Raw genomic sequence first — 13963 nt, 5'->3', positions numbered from 1 at the left:
TGCGCACCGTCGCGCACGCCGGACAAGGAGAACACCATGGCCCCCTCGACGACGAGACGCTGGCTGACCGGGATCGCCACCGCCTCCCTCGCGACCCTCGCCCTCACCGCCTGCAGCGGCGGCGGCGGAGCGTCGACCGACCTCACCGCCACCGGACCGATCACCATCTGGTACTCGAACAACGAGCAGGAGGTGCAGTGGGGCAAGGCGATGGTCGACGCGTGGAACGCGGACCACCCGGACGAGGAGATCACCGGGCAGGAGATCCCCGCGGGCAAGAGCAGCGAGGAGGTCATCGGAGCCGCGATCACGGCCGGCAACGCGCCGTGCCTCGTCTTCAACACGGCCCCCAGCGCGGTGGGCCAGTTCGAGCGCCAGGGCGGACTCGTCGACCTCTCGAAATTCGACGGCGGCGCCGACTACATCGAGACCCGCAGCGGCGACCTCGCCGAGCAGTACCAGAACGCCGACGGCGAGTACTTCCAGATGCCGTGGAAGAGCAACCCGGTCGTCATCTTCTACAACAAGGACCTCTTCGCGAAGGCGGGACTCGACCCCGAGAACCCGTCGCTGTCGACCTACGACGACTTCCTCGCCACGTCGAAGACGCTCGTCGAATCGGGAGCCGCGCCCGCCGCGATCCAGCCCGCGCCCACGAGCGAGTTCTTCCAGACCCAGTTCGACTTCATGCCGCTCTACGCCGCGGCAACCGGAGGGACGAGCCTCGTCGAGGACGGCAAGGCCACCTTCGCCGACGACGAGGGCTATGAGGTCGCCGACTTCTGGAAGAGCCTCTACGACCAGGGCCTCGCCGGCCGCGAGCAGTACCAGGGCGACGCCTTCGCCGACGGCCAGGCCGCGATGTCGATCGTCGGCCCGTGGGCGGTCTCGGTCTACGACGACCTGAACTGGGGCTCCGTCTCGGTGCCCACCCCCGACGGCACGCCCGCCGAGGACACCTGGACCTTCAGCGACGCGAAGAACGTCGGCCTCTACTCCGCCTGCGCCAACAAGGGCACGGCCTGGGAGGTGCTGAAGTTCGCGACCAGCGAGGAGCAGGACCGCTCGCTGCTGGAGACCACCGGCCAGATGCCGCTGCGCACCGACCTGCAGACCACCTACGCCGACTACTTCGAGGCGAACCCCGCCTACCAGCGCTTCGGCGACCAGGCGAGCCGCACCATCGAGGTGCCGTCGGGGCCGAACACGGTGCAGATGCTGCAGGCGATCCGCGACGCGTGGGGCAAGACGGTCATCTTCGGCGAGGGCGACGTGAAGACGGCGCTCGACGGAGCGGCCGAGACCGTCACCGGGCTCGCCGGCCAGCAGTGACCCGGCCGTGACCACCCTCACCCGCCGGCCCGCGCCGGCCGGGGCGCCGGGGAAGCGGAGCCTCCTGCACCGCGTCCTCGGGCCCCAGCCCCTCGGGCTGCTGTTCGGCAGCCCCTACCTCCTGTTCGTGCTCGCGGTCTTCGCGTTCCCGGTCGTCTACTCGGTCTGGATCGCGTTCCACGACTTCTTCTTCGCAGCTCCCGGCGTGCAGGTGGAGCGACCGTTCGTCGGACTCGACAACTTCGTCACGGCGTTCTCGAGCCCGCAGGTCATCCGCTCCTTCGGCAACATCGGGATCTTCCTGGTGATCAACGTGCCGCTGACGGTGGTGCTCTCGCTCCTTCTCGCCGCGGCGCTCGACAAGGTCGTGCACCTGCGGACGTTCCTCCGCGTCAGCTTCTACGTGCCCTACGTCACGGCGAGCGTCGCGGTCGTCGGCGTGTGGCTGTTCCTCTTCAACGGGAACGGACTGGTCAACAGCCTCCTCGGGCCGCTGGCGCCGAACCCGTCGTGGCTGATCAACGAGCAGCTCGCGATGCCGATCATCGCTCTCTACGTCACCTGGAAGCAGCTCGGGTTCTACATCCTGCTGTACCTGGCGGCGCTGCAGAACGTGCCGAAGGAGCTCTACGAGTCGGCCTCGACCGACGGCGCCGGACGCATCCGCCAGTTCTGGTCGGTGACCGTGCCGAGCGTGCGGCCCGCGACCCTCCTGGTGCTGCTGGTGTCGACCGTCACCGGGGCGAACCTCTTCACCGAGCCCTACCTCCTCACCGGCGGAGGCGGCCCCAACGGCGCGTCCGCCTCGCCCGTGCTGCTGATGTACCAGCTCGGGATCCAGCAGGGGCAGCCCGACGTGGCCTCGGCCATCGGCGTGGTCCTGGTGCTGCTGGTGCTGGTCATCGCCTATCTGCAGAACCGCTTCGCGGGGGAGAGGAACTCATGAGCACCCTGTCCAGTGCCGGAGGCGCCGCCTCGGCCGTGCCCGCCGCCGTCGCCCCCGAGAAGTCGCCGCGGAGGCGCCCCGTCGGCTCCAGCCGCGGAGCCGTGATCCTCCGCGGAGTCGTGCTCGCGATCGGCGCGATCGTCTTCCTCTTCCCCTTCTACTACATGATCGTCGGCTCCCTGCAGACGGATCCGGACCCCACGTTGGCCGGAGCGATCCCGGAGCCGGGCAACCTCACGCTCGACAACTACGTCAACGTGAACGAGCGGATCAGCCTGCTCACCGGCCTGGTCAACTCCGGGATCTTCACCGGCGGCGTGCTGCTGTGCACGGTGTTCTTCGGCGTCCTCGCCGGCTACGCGCTCGCGATGCTGCAGTGGCGGGGGCGCAACGCGGTGTTCGCGCTGGCCCTGCTGGTGCAGGTCATCCCGTTCCAGCTGCTGCAGATCCCGCTCTACGTGCTGATCGCGCGCGACTACGGACTCGCGGACAGCCACCTCGGGATGATCCTGCCGTTCGCCATCAACTCGACGGCGGTGATCATCTTCCGGCAGTACTTCCTGCAGCTCCCCAAGGAGCTGTTCGAGGCGGCCCGGATCGACGGCGCCGGCGAGCTGAAGCTGCTGTGGACCATCGCGCTCCCGCTGGTGCGGCCCGCGCTGGTGACCGCCGTGCTGCTGACCTTCATCGGCCCCTGGAACGAGTTCCTCTGGCCGTTCCTCATCACCAAGGACGCGTCGCTGCAGCCGCTCGCCGTGTCCCTGGCCAACTACATCTCGAACGTGGCGTCGTCGACCGACAACCCGTTCGGGGCGATCCTCGCGGGAGCCGTCGTGCTCGCCGCGCCCGTCGTGGTGCTGTTCATCGTGTTCCAGCGCTACTTCGTCTCGACCGATCTCGGATCCGGAGTGAAAGGCTGACCATGTCTCCCACCCTCACCACTGTCCCCTACCGTCTCGAGCGCGTCGGCGTCGTGATGGAGCCCGCCCCGGGCGACGCCCTCGAAGCCGAAGGTGTGCTCAACCCCGGCAGCGGCCGCGGACCCGACGGCGAGCTCTACCTCCTGCCCCGGATGGTCGCCGCCGGCAACGTCTCCCGCGTGGGCCTGGCCCGCGTGGTCGTCGAGGGCGGCGTGCCCGTCGGAGTCGAGCGCGAAGGCGTCGTGCTCGCGCCCGACCGCGGCTTCGAGCGCGGCGCGCACAACGCCGGCGTCGAGGATCCGCGGATCACCTTCATCGAGGCGCTCGGCCTGCACGTGATGACGTACGTCGCCTACGGGCCGCTCGGGCCCCGGACGGCGCTCGCCGTGTCCGAGGATCTCCGCGCCTGGCGGCGCCTGGGCCCGGTGACCTTCGCCTACGACGACGCTCTCGACATCGACCTGGGCCTGTTCCACAACAAGGACTGCGTGTTCTTCCCCGAGATCGTCGCCGCACCGGACGGCACCCGCTCGTTCGCGGTGCTGCACCGGCCGATGTGGGACCTCGGCGAGACGCGGCCGGGCGAGGGCGTGCGCCTCCCGGCCGGGATCGAGGACCCGCGGCAGAGCATCTGGATCAGCTACGTGCCGGTGGACGAGGTCGACCGCGACCTGGCGAGCCTCACGCGCTGGACGCGGCACCGGTTCCTCGCGGGCCCGGAGTTCCCGTTCGAGGAGCTGAAGGTCGGCGGCGGCCCCGCGCCGCTGCGCGTACCGGAGGGGTGGTTGCTCATCCACCACGGGGTGACCGGAGTGATCGACAGCGCCTTCGCGCAGCAGCAGCACGTGAACTACTCGGCCGGAGCGATCCTCCTCGACGGCGACGACCCGTCGCGGGTGATCGCGCGCACCGCCGAGCCGCTGCTCGAGGCCGAGACGGAGGAGGAGCGCAGCGGGATCGTCCCGAACGTCGTCTTCCCGACGGCGATCGAGGAGATCGACGGGCAGCACTACGTCTTCTACGGCATGGCCGACTCGAAGATCGGCGCGGCCCGCCTCGTCCGCACGGACGGCTGACGCCGCTGATCGAGTCCGTCGGCGCCTCCCGCTGATCGAGCAGCCCGCACCGCCGGCGCATCGAGATCCGCCCCTCACACCCCACTCAAGGAGAGTTCGATGACGAACACGCTCACCAGATCGGCGGCCGTCCTGGCCGCCGCCGCCCTCACCGTCGGGGGCCTCGCCCTCGGCGCGACCCCCGCGAAGGCGGCCGAGCCGCTGACGAACACGGCGCACCTCGACTTCCTCCTCGACACCGCCACTCCGGTGCCCGAGCCCGGCCACACCACCTACCGGCTCGACGAGGAGCCGACCCTGGTGATGCCGTGGACCTACGCCGACGCCCGCGACGGCGGCGCCTTCGAGCGCGTGGGCGGCGGCCGCCTCGATCCGGCGACCGGCGACTACGAGCAGGGTGCTTTCAACACCGACGACATCTCGCGCGCCGCCGTCGTCTACCTCCGCCACTGGCAGCAGACCGGCTCGACCGAGAGCCGCGAGAAGGCCTTCGAGACGCTCCGCGCTCTCGCCTACTTCCAGACCACCGAGGGCGACGACGCCGGGAACGTGGTGCTCTGGATGCAGACCGACGGGGAGCTGAACGCGAGCGCCGAGCCGGTCGAGCTGCCGGATCCGAGCGACTCCGAGGACAGCTACTGGCTCGCCCGCACCCTCTGGGCGCTCGGCGAGGGCTACGCGGCGTTCCGCGACACGGATCCGGAGTTCGCCGCCTTCCTGCAGGAGCGGCTGCGCCTCGGCGTCGCGGCGGTCGACCGCGAGGTGCTCACGCGCTACGGGGAGTACGCGCAGGCCGACGGCGTGCAGGTGCCGGCCTGGCTGATCGTCGACGGGGCGGACGCCACCTCGGAGGCGCTGCTCGGCCTGTCCGCCTACCTCGAGGCCGCTCCCGACGACTCCGCGGTGCGCACGAGCACGGCCGAGCTCGCCGAGGGCGTCGCCGCCTACGCCCGCACCACGACGACGGAGGCGGACACCACCGCCTGGCCGTACGGCGCGATCCTCCCGTGGACGAAGTCGCGCACGCTCTGGCACTCCTGGTCGTCGCAGATGGCCGGCGGACTGGCCGCGTCGTCCGCGGCGCTCGACGACTCCTCCCTCCTCGAGCCCGCGATCGTCGACGGCGCCCGCTTCGCTCCGGAGCTGCTCACCGCCGGCGGCCCCGACAACGGCTGGAACCCGACTCCGACCGACCGCGTGCAGATCGCCTACGGAGCCGACTCCCGCCTGCAGAACTCGCTCGCCCTGGCCGATGCCACCGGCTCCAGCGCCTTCACCGACCTCGCGGCCGTGCAGGGCGCCTGGTTCTTCGGCCTGAACCGCAGCCTCGGCCCGGTCTACGACCCGGCCACCGGAGTCGTCTTCGACGGCGTCCAGGCCGACGGGTCCGTCAACCGCAACAGCGGCGCCGAGAGCACGATCCACGGCCTGCTGGCGATGCTGGCGCTCGACGAGCACCCGGACGTCGCCGACCGCGCCCGCTCCGTCGCCACCGAGCGCTCGCGCGACGGCCTGACGCTGGTCGAGGCGGAGAGCGCGCGCGGCGGCACCGTCGTCACACCCGAGTCGTCCTGGACCGGGGAAGCCGGCTGGAGCGGCTCGTACCTCTCGCTGACCGACCCGCGCCGCGCGATCTCGATCCCGATCGGCCCGTCCACGCAGGACCGCGTGGTGGAGGCCGTCATCGACCAGCCGCAGCGCGGCACGGAGCGCACGCCCCTGAGCGTCTGGACGTCGGGGAAGCGGCCGCTCGACCTGCTCCGCTCGACCGTCGGGTCGCAGGGGGTGACGGAGGCGTCGGGCGCGCTGCTCCCGGAGAAGCTCCGCCGCATCGTGCCGGCCGGCTCGTCGAGCGTCGAGGTCCGCCCGCTGAGCGGGCAGACGCGCCTCGATGCGCTGCTGGTGCGCCCGCTGGTGACGCGCCTCGTGGTCGGAGGAGAGGGCGGCCGCACCGAGCTGATCCGCAACTCCACCGACGGAGTGCGCACCACGGCGATCGGCGTCTCGGGCGGCTCCGGCACCCTGCGCGTCTACTCGCAGGACGGCGCGCTCGTGAGCGAGACGTCGCCGTCCGGAGCCGTCTCCGTGCAGCTGCCCGCGCAGGGCTTCGCGGTGCTGGTGGGCTGAGGGCGTCCCTGCTGGTCGAGTAGCCGCTGCTCGATCGGCAGGGGGCGGTGAGTCCTCGGAAGTCGCGGTACTCGCGTTCGAGTACCGCGACTTCTGCGTTCTCGTGGGGGCGAGGGCGGCGGGGAGGTGCGCGGCTGGGCGCGGACCATCAATTCGATGAGAGCGCTCTCTCGAAAACGCTTGACCTCTCCGCGGGGGCGTGCGTAAGCTCGCCGCACACCTCGTGAGAGCGCTCTCACATACGCGGAACAGCACGCGTGAGAGCGCTCGCAGGGGTGCCCCACCACCATCACGAAGGAGTGACCGTGCCCTATTCACGACGCACCAGGATCGCCGCGGCGATCGCCGGCGCCTCGGCCCTCGCCCTGATCGTCACCGGATGCTCGTCGGGATCCGACGCCTCCGAGGGCGGCGAGATCGAGCTGACCGTCACCACGTTCAACGCCATGGGCTTCGACGAGCTCTACGGCGAGTACGAGGACGCCAACCCGGGGATCACCATCGTCCCGAACAACATCGACACCGGCGGCAACGCGCGGACCGACGCGTTCACCAAGCTCGCCGCCGGCTCCGGGCTCGCCGACGTCGTGGCCATCGAGGAGGGCTGGCTCGGCTCCGTCATGGAGGTCTCGGACCAGTTCGTCGACCTGCGCGACCACGGCATCGAGGACCGCAAGGCCGACTGGGTCGACTGGAAGTACGAGCAGGCGACCGACCCCGAGGGACGCGTCATCGGCTACGGCACCGACATCGGACCCGAGGGCCTCTGCTACAACACGGCCGCCTTCGAGGCAGCGGGCATGCCCACCGACCGCGCCGCCGTCGCCGAGATGCTCGGCGGACCGGACGCGACCTGGGACGACTACTTCGCCGCCGGCCAGAAGTACCACGACGCCACCGGCAAGGCGTGGTTCGACCACTCCGGATTCGTCTGGAACGCGATGGTCAACCAGCTGCCCGAGGGGTACTACACCTCCGACGGCGAGCTGAACGTCGAGGGCAACCCGGAGCTCGAGGAGCGCTGGGGCCAGCTGACCGACGCCACCGCCTCCGGCCTGTCGGCCGCGCAGAAGGCGTGGGACTGGAACAAGGGCAAGTCGTTCACCGACCAGACCTTCGCCACCTTCGTCTGCCCGGGCTGGATGTTCGGCACGCTGAAGAGCAACGTCGAGGCCGGCGGCGGGAACGCCGAGGCCACCGGCTGGGACTTCGCCGACGTCTTCCCCGGCGGCCCCGCCAACTGGGGCGGCTCGTTCCTCTCCGTCCCGACCCAGTCGAAGCACCCCGCCGAGGCCGCCGCGCTGGCGTCGTGGCTCAGCGAGCCGGAGCAGCAGCTGAAGGCGTTCGAGGCGGCCGGACCGTTCCCGAGCACCCTCGACGCGCAGAAGGAGCTCGCCTCGGCGGCCGCTCCCGACCCCGGCATGAACGACTCCCCGACCGGCGCGATCCTCGCGCAGCGCGCCGAGGGCGTCGTCGCCCAGTACAAGGGCCCGGACGACTCGCTGATCCAGGAGAACGTCTTCGGACCGGTCCTGCAGAAGGTCGACCGCGGCGAGATCGACGGCAAGGAGGGCTGGAACGAGGCGCTCCAGCTCCTCGGTGAGCTCGTCGACTGATCCGGTCGGGCCGACGCCCGAGGGCTGACGCCTCCGGGACGACGCCCACCCGACACGGGAGGTCCGGCCGCCACCGGACCTCCCGTGTCCCGTGCGGCCGGGCCGCCCGTGTCGGGCCACCTCGCCGCACGGGAGAAACGCTGCCGCCCGCCGGCCGAGGCCTCTCCGGCCCCGCCGCCCGCGACTCCTCCCAGCCGGCCCCGCCGCACGAGAGACTCCGGCCCCGCCGCATCCCCTCCGACTCCGACTCGACCTCGAAGAGAGCGCCATGACGAGCACACTCACCCCGCCGACCACGGCGACGCCCCCCGCGGGGAAGCGGCGCCCGGCGCCCCGACTCCCGCTGACCTTCCGCCAGCGCGCGAGCCGCTTCGACGTGAAGGCCTCGCCCTACCTCTACATCTCGCCGTTCTTCCTGCTCTTCGCGCTCACCGGCGCGTTCCCGCTGGTCTACACGCTCGTCGTGTCGCTCTACGACTGGCAGCTGCTGCAGGGCCAGGGCGACTTCGTCGGGTTCGCGAACTTCGCGGCCGTGCTCGGCGACCGCTTCTTCTGGAACTCGATCGTCAACACGCTGAGCATCTTCCTGCTCTCCACGATCCCGCAGCTCGCCGTCGCGCTGCTGCTCGCGGCCGCCCTCGACCAGGCGCTGCGGGCCAGCACCTTCTGGCGGATGAGCGTCCTGCTGCCGTACATCGTCTCGCCGGTCGCGGTCGCGCTGATCTTCTCGAGCGTGTTCAGCGACCAGGAGGGCCTGATCAACAATCTGATCGGCCTCGTGGGCATCAGCCCGATCGAGTGGACCAACGACCGCCTCGCCAGCCACGTCGCGATCGCGACGATGGTCAACTGGCGCTGGACCGGCTACAACGCCCTCATCCTCCTCGCCGCCATGCAGGCCGTGCCGCGCGAGCTGCACGAGTCGGCCGCGATCGACGGAGCGAACGCGTTCCGCCGCTTCCGCTCGATCACGATCCCCAGCATCCGGCCGACCCTGATCTTCGTGATCATCACCGCCACCATCGGCGGCCTGCAGATCTTCGCGGAGCCGCGCCTGTTCGACGTGTCGAACGCGGGCGGCATCGGCGGCTCGGACCGGCAGTTCCAGACCACCGTCCTCTACCTCTGGGAGATGGCGTTCTTCCGCCAGAACTTCGGTGAGGCGGCCGCGATCGCGTGGCTGCTGTTCCTCCTGATCGTGCTGATCGGCCTGCTGAACTTCGCGATCTCGCGGCGGATCGCCTCCGTCGAGAACCGGATCTCGCAGCGCTCGAAGCGGCGCTCCGCCCGCCCCGCGACCGCGGACGAGATCGCCGCCGCGGACCCCCTGCTCACCACCACCGGCCTCGGCCAGAACGAGAGCGAGCGATGACCACCTCCGCCGCCTCCGCCGCCTTCCCGGTGCGCCGCGTCCGCGCCTCCCGCGCCGGCCGCGTCGACCGGCCCGGCTTCCTCACGTACGGGCTGCTGAGCGCCTTCATCCTCGGCTCGACCTACCCGCTGTGGTGGTCGTTCGTCGTGGCGAGCGGCTCGAACGCGACCCGCAGCGAGACCCTGCCGCTCGTCCCGGGCGGCAACTTCCTCGCCAACGCCTCGCAGGTGCTGACGGCGATCCCGTTCTGGACGGCTCTGCTGAACAGCATCATCGTCTCGGGGATCATCACGCTCTCGGTCGTGTCGTTCTCGACGCTCGCCGGCTACGCCTTCGCGAAGCTGCGGTTCCGCGGGCGCGACGGCCTGATGATCGGAGTCGTCGCGACCATGGCGATCCCGACGCAGCTGGGCATCATCCCGCTGTTCATCCTGATGCGGCAGCTCGGCTGGACCGGCTCGCTCGGCGCCGTGATCGTGCCGACGCTGGTCACCGCGTTCGGCGTGTTCTTCATGCGGCAGTACCTGGTCGACGTGATCCCGGACGAGCTGATCGAGGCGGCGCGCGTGGACGGAGCGAACCAGTTCCGGACGTTCCTCACCGTCGCGGTCCCTGCCGCGCGACCGGCGATGGCGATCCTCGGGCTCTTCACGTTCATGATGGCCTGGACCGACTTCCTCTGGCCGCTGATCGTCCTCAGCCCCACGAATCCGACCCTGCAGACGGCGCTCGCGCAGCTGCAGTCGGGCTACTACGTCGACTACTCGATCGTGCTCGCCGGCGCCGTGCTCTCGGTGATCCCGCTGCTGGTGCTGTTCCTGCTCGCCGGACGCCAGCTCATCGCGGGCATCATGAGCGGAGCGGTGAAGGGCTGACGCCCGGAGACTCCTGCGGGACCGGGTCGGGGGACATCGGACCGCGGGACGGGGGCCTCGGGCCCGGGGCCGTGGTGCTCCGGGTCCGGGGGTCGGGGGCTGCGGGGAGGGATCGGGCCGTGGACTGAGCGGTCGGCGGGTTCTCGACCCGGCCGGTCGTCGTGCTCGGAGCATCCCGACCACTGCCGCGCAGGATCCCGCCGATCACGCCCCGTTCGGGCCTCCTGGCCCGACCTGCCGCCGCCTAGGCTGGCGCGGAGGAGGCGACATGGAGCCGAAGGACCGGCGCGACGAGGACCCCTCGAGCGGGTCGGCGCAGCCGCGTCCGGGGGACGGGCCGACGCCGTCGGAGCAGGCGCTGCGCGCCATCCGCGACGTCGCGAACGGGGCGGACCCGACGAGCGAGGCGTTCCGGCTGTCGAACGACTTCACCGACCGGCAGGCCGAGCGGCTCCGGAGACTCCTCGCGCGCTTCCGTCGCGGGCGCTGACCGTCACGGGGGCGGCCTGCTGCCGGCAGTGGGCGATCGATCGCCGCGCGCCGGTCGCGCCGACGATCGCCGAGGCGGCGCCCCCGACCGCCCGGCGCCACCCCGGACGGCCGCGATCCGCGCCCTTGCAGGCCGCGGACTCGCTCCGCCGGCCCGGTCCGCCGCCCCGCATCACCCCCGAATGGCCGCGATCCGCGCCCCTTCGCACCGAGGACGCCCTCCACGGGCCCGCTCCTCCGGCGCTCGGCTAGCCTCGGAGGCACCCGCGAGGAAGGCCTGCATGACCCACGACACCGCCTCGGCCGCCCCGACCCTCGAAGCCGTCGCCGCGCTGGCCGGAGTCTCCCGCGCGACGGTCAGCCGGGTCGTCAACGACTCCCCGCGCGTGAAGGACGGCGCCCGGACGGCCGTGCTCGCCGCGATCGAGCAGCTCGGCTACGTGCCCAACCGCGCCGCGCGCTCCCTCGCCAGCCGCCGCACGCAGACCGTCGCGCTCGTGGTGCCGGAGTCGGCGGCGAAGGTGTTCGCGGATCCGTTCCTCGCCTCGGTCGTGCAGGGGGCCGCGATGGCCTTCGCCGGCACCGAGTACACGCTCACCATCGTGATCGCGTCGGAGGCGGCGCCCGAGAAGACGCGGCGCTACCTGCTCGGCGGCAACGTCGACGGCGCGCTCGTCGTCTCGCACCACAGCGGCGACCACTCCTACGCGCAGCTCGGCGCCTCGCTCCCCGTGGTCTTCGGCGGGCGGCCGCTGACGGAGGAGGGCGGCAGCTACTTCGTCGACGTCGACAACACCGGAGCGGCGCGCACGGCCACCGAGCACCTCCTGGGCCTCGGCCGCACGGCCCCCGCGATGATCGCGAGCCGCCAGGACATGCCCGCCGCGATCGACCGCCTGTCCGGCTGGCGCTCGGCCGTCACCGCCGCGGGGCTCGACGACTCGCTCGTCGAGTACGGCGACTACTCGCCCGAGGACGGCGCGACGGCGATGCGCCGCCTGCTCGACTCCGGTCGGCCGATCGACGCGGTCTTCGCCTCCAACGACCAGATGGCGGCGGGCGCCCTGACGGCGCTGCGCGAGCGCGGCCTCACGGTCCCGGGCGACATCGCACTCGCGGGATTCGACGGCGACTACTTCGCCGAGGCGAGCGAGCCGCGCCTCACCACGGTGCGCCAGCCCTCCACGGGCCTCGGCGAGGCGATGGCGGACGTGCTGGTGCGCCTCCTGGCCGGCGAGGAGGTGCAGCGCGTGACGCTGCTGCCGACCGAGCTGCTGGTGCGCGGCTCCACGGTCGCGGGCGCGTGATCCCGCGCCGCCCTGCGCGGATCCGTTCGCTGAGTCGCCCGGATCGGCTCCCCGATGCGGCGTGTCGCGAGCCGATCCGGGCGACTCAGCGCGGGACGGGCTCATCGGGGATCTCGAGCAGGTGGAAGGGGCCCCGGGGGAGCGGTCCCGTGCTCCACAGCGCGACGACGGCCCAGCCGAGGTCGGCGTGCGCGACGGCGCCCTCGGGCAGGGTCCGGGTGAAGAGCGCGTAGTCGATCCCGTCGAGGGGGAGGGCGCTCACGTCCCACGCGGGCCGGTCGGCGGCCAGCTCCTGAGCCCGCGCCTCCGCCGCCGCCATCGCGGCTCGCGTCCGGTCCCCGGGCAGGCCGCCGGGGATCGCCGAGAGGAGGAGCGAGCCGATCGCGAGCGCGGCCGTCGCGACCGGGTCGGTGACCACTCCGTGCACCGAGCCGCGCGGCCCGAGGCGGACACCGGTCAGCCGCATTGTGCGGACCGAGTACGAGCGGCCGTCCCGCTCAGCGCGGACCGAGAGGTCATCGACCGGCCCGTCGTTCGTCCGCCCGCTCCCGTCGACGGACCACGGATCGGAGACGGGGACCAGCGCGCGCACGCCCTCATCCGACTCCCTGCGGCGCCGCCGGTCAAGAGGCGCAGCTCGTTCAGGGGTCCTCGTTGAAGTTAGAACGAGAGCCGAGCGACCCTGAGCTCTGCTGTGCGGAGAGATCAGTTCAGGCTTAGAAAGTTCTGCGCGGCCTCCGGGGTGCGACAGGAAGGCAAAGCCGCCTGAGGCGCGGCCCTCTGAGTGGGCGGCCAGCAGTTGGAGCAAGACCGCCTCAACCGTCGACGATGCGACTGTCGGGGGCAGAGTGGTGCACCATGAACGGATGACTGCACTGGAAGAAGAACCAGGCTCGGATGTTCCGATCTGGCCCGTATTCGTGGTTCCGGTACTCCAGATATTGGAGTCGGGCGATGTGCTCCATCGGAAGGACGTGTTCGGAAGAGCGGCAGATGTTCTGGCGCTCACACCGAGGGCCCGTGCGGAAACCCTGCGGACGGGTGGCCTTCGGTATACCCAACGGATCGGCTGGGCCCTCTCGAACTTGATGAAAGCCCGATGGATCGAGCGTCCGCTGAGAGGCCACTACTCAATAACGGCCGACGGTCGTGAGGCCCTCGCTCGCCATGCCGGTGGGTTCGACTACGCGAGTGCGCGTCAGATCTTCGCCCCCTTCTGGCCGAAGGATGTAGAGAAGCAGCGGGTCAGCGAGAGCGAAGCGGTCGATCATCCGCTGGACACGCAGGTGCTGGATCCCGTCGAGCAGATCGAGGACGCGATCTCGCGTATCGAGGCAGAGGTCGGTGAGGAGCTTCTCGCCCGGCTTCGCGATAGTCACCCTGACTTTTTCGAGCAGGCTGTCGTCGATCTGCTGCTTGCGATGGGCTACGGAGGGGCTGAGCAGCGAGGCAAGCGCATCGGCGGTACCGGGGACGGTGGAGTAGACGGCGTCATCGACCAGGATGCTCTTGGCTTGGAACGCGTCTACGTTCAAGCGAAGAGATACCGGGCTGGGAGCAATATCAGCCGGGAGACGATTCAGGCTTTCGTCGGAGCTCTGCACGGTTTTGGTGCTTCAAGGGGAGTATTCCTGACTACGTCCGCATTCACCCCGGCTGCAACCAGCTACGCCAACGCAGTCCAGTCCCGCGTCGTCCTCATCGACGGAGAGCGTCTCGTGGGGCTGATGATCAAGTACCGAGTGGGCGTCCAGGTGAAGGAGACGTACACAGCGGTCGAGATTGATGCGGACTTCTTCGACTGATGTGGGAGGGCGGCCGCTGAGGAGCCCGGATCGGCCGGCCGTTCCGGCGTGTCGTGAGCAGATCCGGGCACCTCAGTGCGGAGCCGCGGAGATGCTGA

At 71.0% G+C, this 13963-nt stretch carries 12 protein-coding genes; 11 read left to right on the top strand and 1 reads right to left on the bottom strand.

All coding sequences use genetic code 11. The features are described 5' to 3' along the window. Positions 1–36: 36 nt before the first annotated feature. The 10 genes from C5C49_RS06090 to C5C49_RS06045 all read left to right on the top strand — a co-directional run bounded on the left by C5C49_RS06090 (position 37) and on the right by C5C49_RS06045 (position 12060). Positions 37–1332, top strand: a complete 1296-nt coding sequence (locus tag C5C49_RS06090) for an extracellular solute-binding protein (RefSeq protein WP_104263404.1) — start codon at positions 37–39, stop codon at positions 1330–1332. 7 nt (positions 1333–1339) lie between these two features. Further along, on the top strand, positions 1340–2278 hold the full coding sequence (locus C5C49_RS06085; RefSeq protein WP_104223956.1) for a carbohydrate ABC transporter permease: 939 nt from the start codon (positions 1340–1342) through the stop codon (positions 2276–2278). Beyond that, on the top strand, positions 2275–3198 hold the full coding sequence (locus C5C49_RS06080; RefSeq protein WP_104238931.1) for a carbohydrate ABC transporter permease: 924 nt from the start codon (positions 2275–2277) through the stop codon (positions 3196–3198). Before C5C49_RS06085 ends, C5C49_RS06080 begins: the two co-directional genes overlap by 4 nt. Positions 3199–3200: 2 nt before the next feature. Then, entirely contained in the window at positions 3201–4274 is a 1074-nt protein-coding gene (locus C5C49_RS06075; protein WP_104345693.1) for a glycosidase, read from the top strand. A 99-nt stretch (positions 4275–4373) separates the two neighbouring features. After that, the gene (locus C5C49_RS06070; RefSeq protein WP_104345692.1) at positions 4374–6401 is read left to right on the top strand and encodes a hypothetical protein; all 2028 of its coding nucleotides are present in this window, start codon (positions 4374–4376) and stop codon (positions 6399–6401) included. A 305-nt stretch (positions 6402–6706) separates the two neighbouring features. Further along, positions 6707–8017, top strand: coding sequence for an ABC transporter substrate-binding protein (locus tag C5C49_RS06065; RefSeq protein WP_104224001.1), 1311 nt, complete (start codon positions 6707–6709; stop codon positions 8015–8017). A 268-nt stretch (positions 8018–8285) separates the two neighbouring features. Further along, positions 8286–9389, top strand: coding sequence for a carbohydrate ABC transporter permease (locus C5C49_RS06060; protein WP_104247219.1), 1104 nt, complete (start codon positions 8286–8288; stop codon positions 9387–9389). Then, positions 9386–10264 (top strand): carbohydrate ABC transporter permease, encoded by an 879-nt coding sequence (locus C5C49_RS06055; protein ID WP_104345691.1) that lies wholly within the window; start codon positions 9386–9388, stop codon positions 10262–10264. The genes C5C49_RS06060 and C5C49_RS06055 overlap by 4 nt, the downstream gene beginning before the upstream one ends. Positions 10265–10532: 268 nt before the next feature. Next, a complete protein-coding gene (locus C5C49_RS06050; protein WP_104345690.1) occupies positions 10533–10754 on the top strand; it encodes a hypothetical protein in 222 nt (73 codons plus the stop codon). Positions 10755–11034: 280 nt separating this feature from the next. Beyond that, positions 11035–12060, top strand: a complete 1026-nt coding sequence (locus C5C49_RS06045) for a LacI family DNA-binding transcriptional regulator (protein WP_104345689.1) — start codon at positions 11035–11037, stop codon at positions 12058–12060. Between the two features lie 85 nt (positions 12061–12145). On the opposite strand, the gene C5C49_RS06040 is transcribed toward C5C49_RS06045, so the two are convergent. Beyond that, positions 12146–12652 (bottom strand): hypothetical protein, encoded by a 507-nt coding sequence (locus C5C49_RS06040; protein ID WP_104345688.1) that lies wholly within the window; start codon positions 12650–12652, stop codon positions 12146–12148. 274 nt (positions 12653–12926) lie between these two features. Here C5C49_RS06040 and C5C49_RS06035 point away from each other — a divergent pair, with 274 nt between their 5' ends. After that, on the top strand, positions 12927–13865 hold the full coding sequence (locus C5C49_RS06035; protein WP_104333159.1) for a restriction endonuclease: 939 nt from the start codon (positions 12927–12929) through the stop codon (positions 13863–13865). The last annotated feature ends 98 nt before the right edge of the window (positions 13866–13963 follow it).

Origin of the sequence: Rathayibacter sp. AY1E2, assembly GCF_002932325.1 — a bacterium.
Taxonomy (GTDB): Bacteria; Actinomycetota; Actinomycetes; order Actinomycetales; family Microbacteriaceae; genus Rathayibacter.
This window is presented reverse-complemented; position numbering and strand designations above follow the sequence as displayed.

Bases quoted from the DNA above. Each gene is read 5' to 3' on its own strand.
- C5C49_RS06090 (WP_104263404.1), top strand. From the start codon at position 37: ATGGCCCCCTCGACGACGAGACGCTGGCTGACCGGGATCGCCACCGCC.
- C5C49_RS06080 (WP_104238931.1), top strand. From the start codon at position 2,275: ATGAGCACCCTGTCCAGTGCCGGAGGCGCCGCCTCGGCCGTGCCCGCC.
- C5C49_RS06075 (WP_104345693.1), top strand. From the start codon at position 3,201: ATGTCTCCCACCCTCACCACTGTCCCCTACCGTCTCGAGCGCGTCGGC.
- C5C49_RS06070 (WP_104345692.1), top strand. From the start codon at position 4,374: ATGACGAACACGCTCACCAGATCGGCGGCCGTCCTGGCCGCCGCCGCC.
- C5C49_RS06060 (WP_104247219.1), top strand. From the start codon at position 8,286: ATGACGAGCACACTCACCCCGCCGACCACGGCGACGCCCCCCGCGGGG.
- C5C49_RS06055 (WP_104345691.1), top strand. From the start codon at position 9,386: ATGACCACCTCCGCCGCCTCCGCCGCCTTCCCGGTGCGCCGCGTCCGC.
- C5C49_RS06050 (WP_104345690.1), top strand. From the start codon at position 10,533: ATGGAGCCGAAGGACCGGCGCGACGAGGACCCCTCGAGCGGGTCGGCG.
- C5C49_RS06045 (WP_104345689.1), top strand. From the start codon at position 11,035: ATGACCCACGACACCGCCTCGGCCGCCCCGACCCTCGAAGCCGTCGCC.
- C5C49_RS06035 (WP_104333159.1), top strand. From the start codon at position 12,927: ATGACTGCACTGGAAGAAGAACCAGGCTCGGATGTTCCGATCTGGCCC.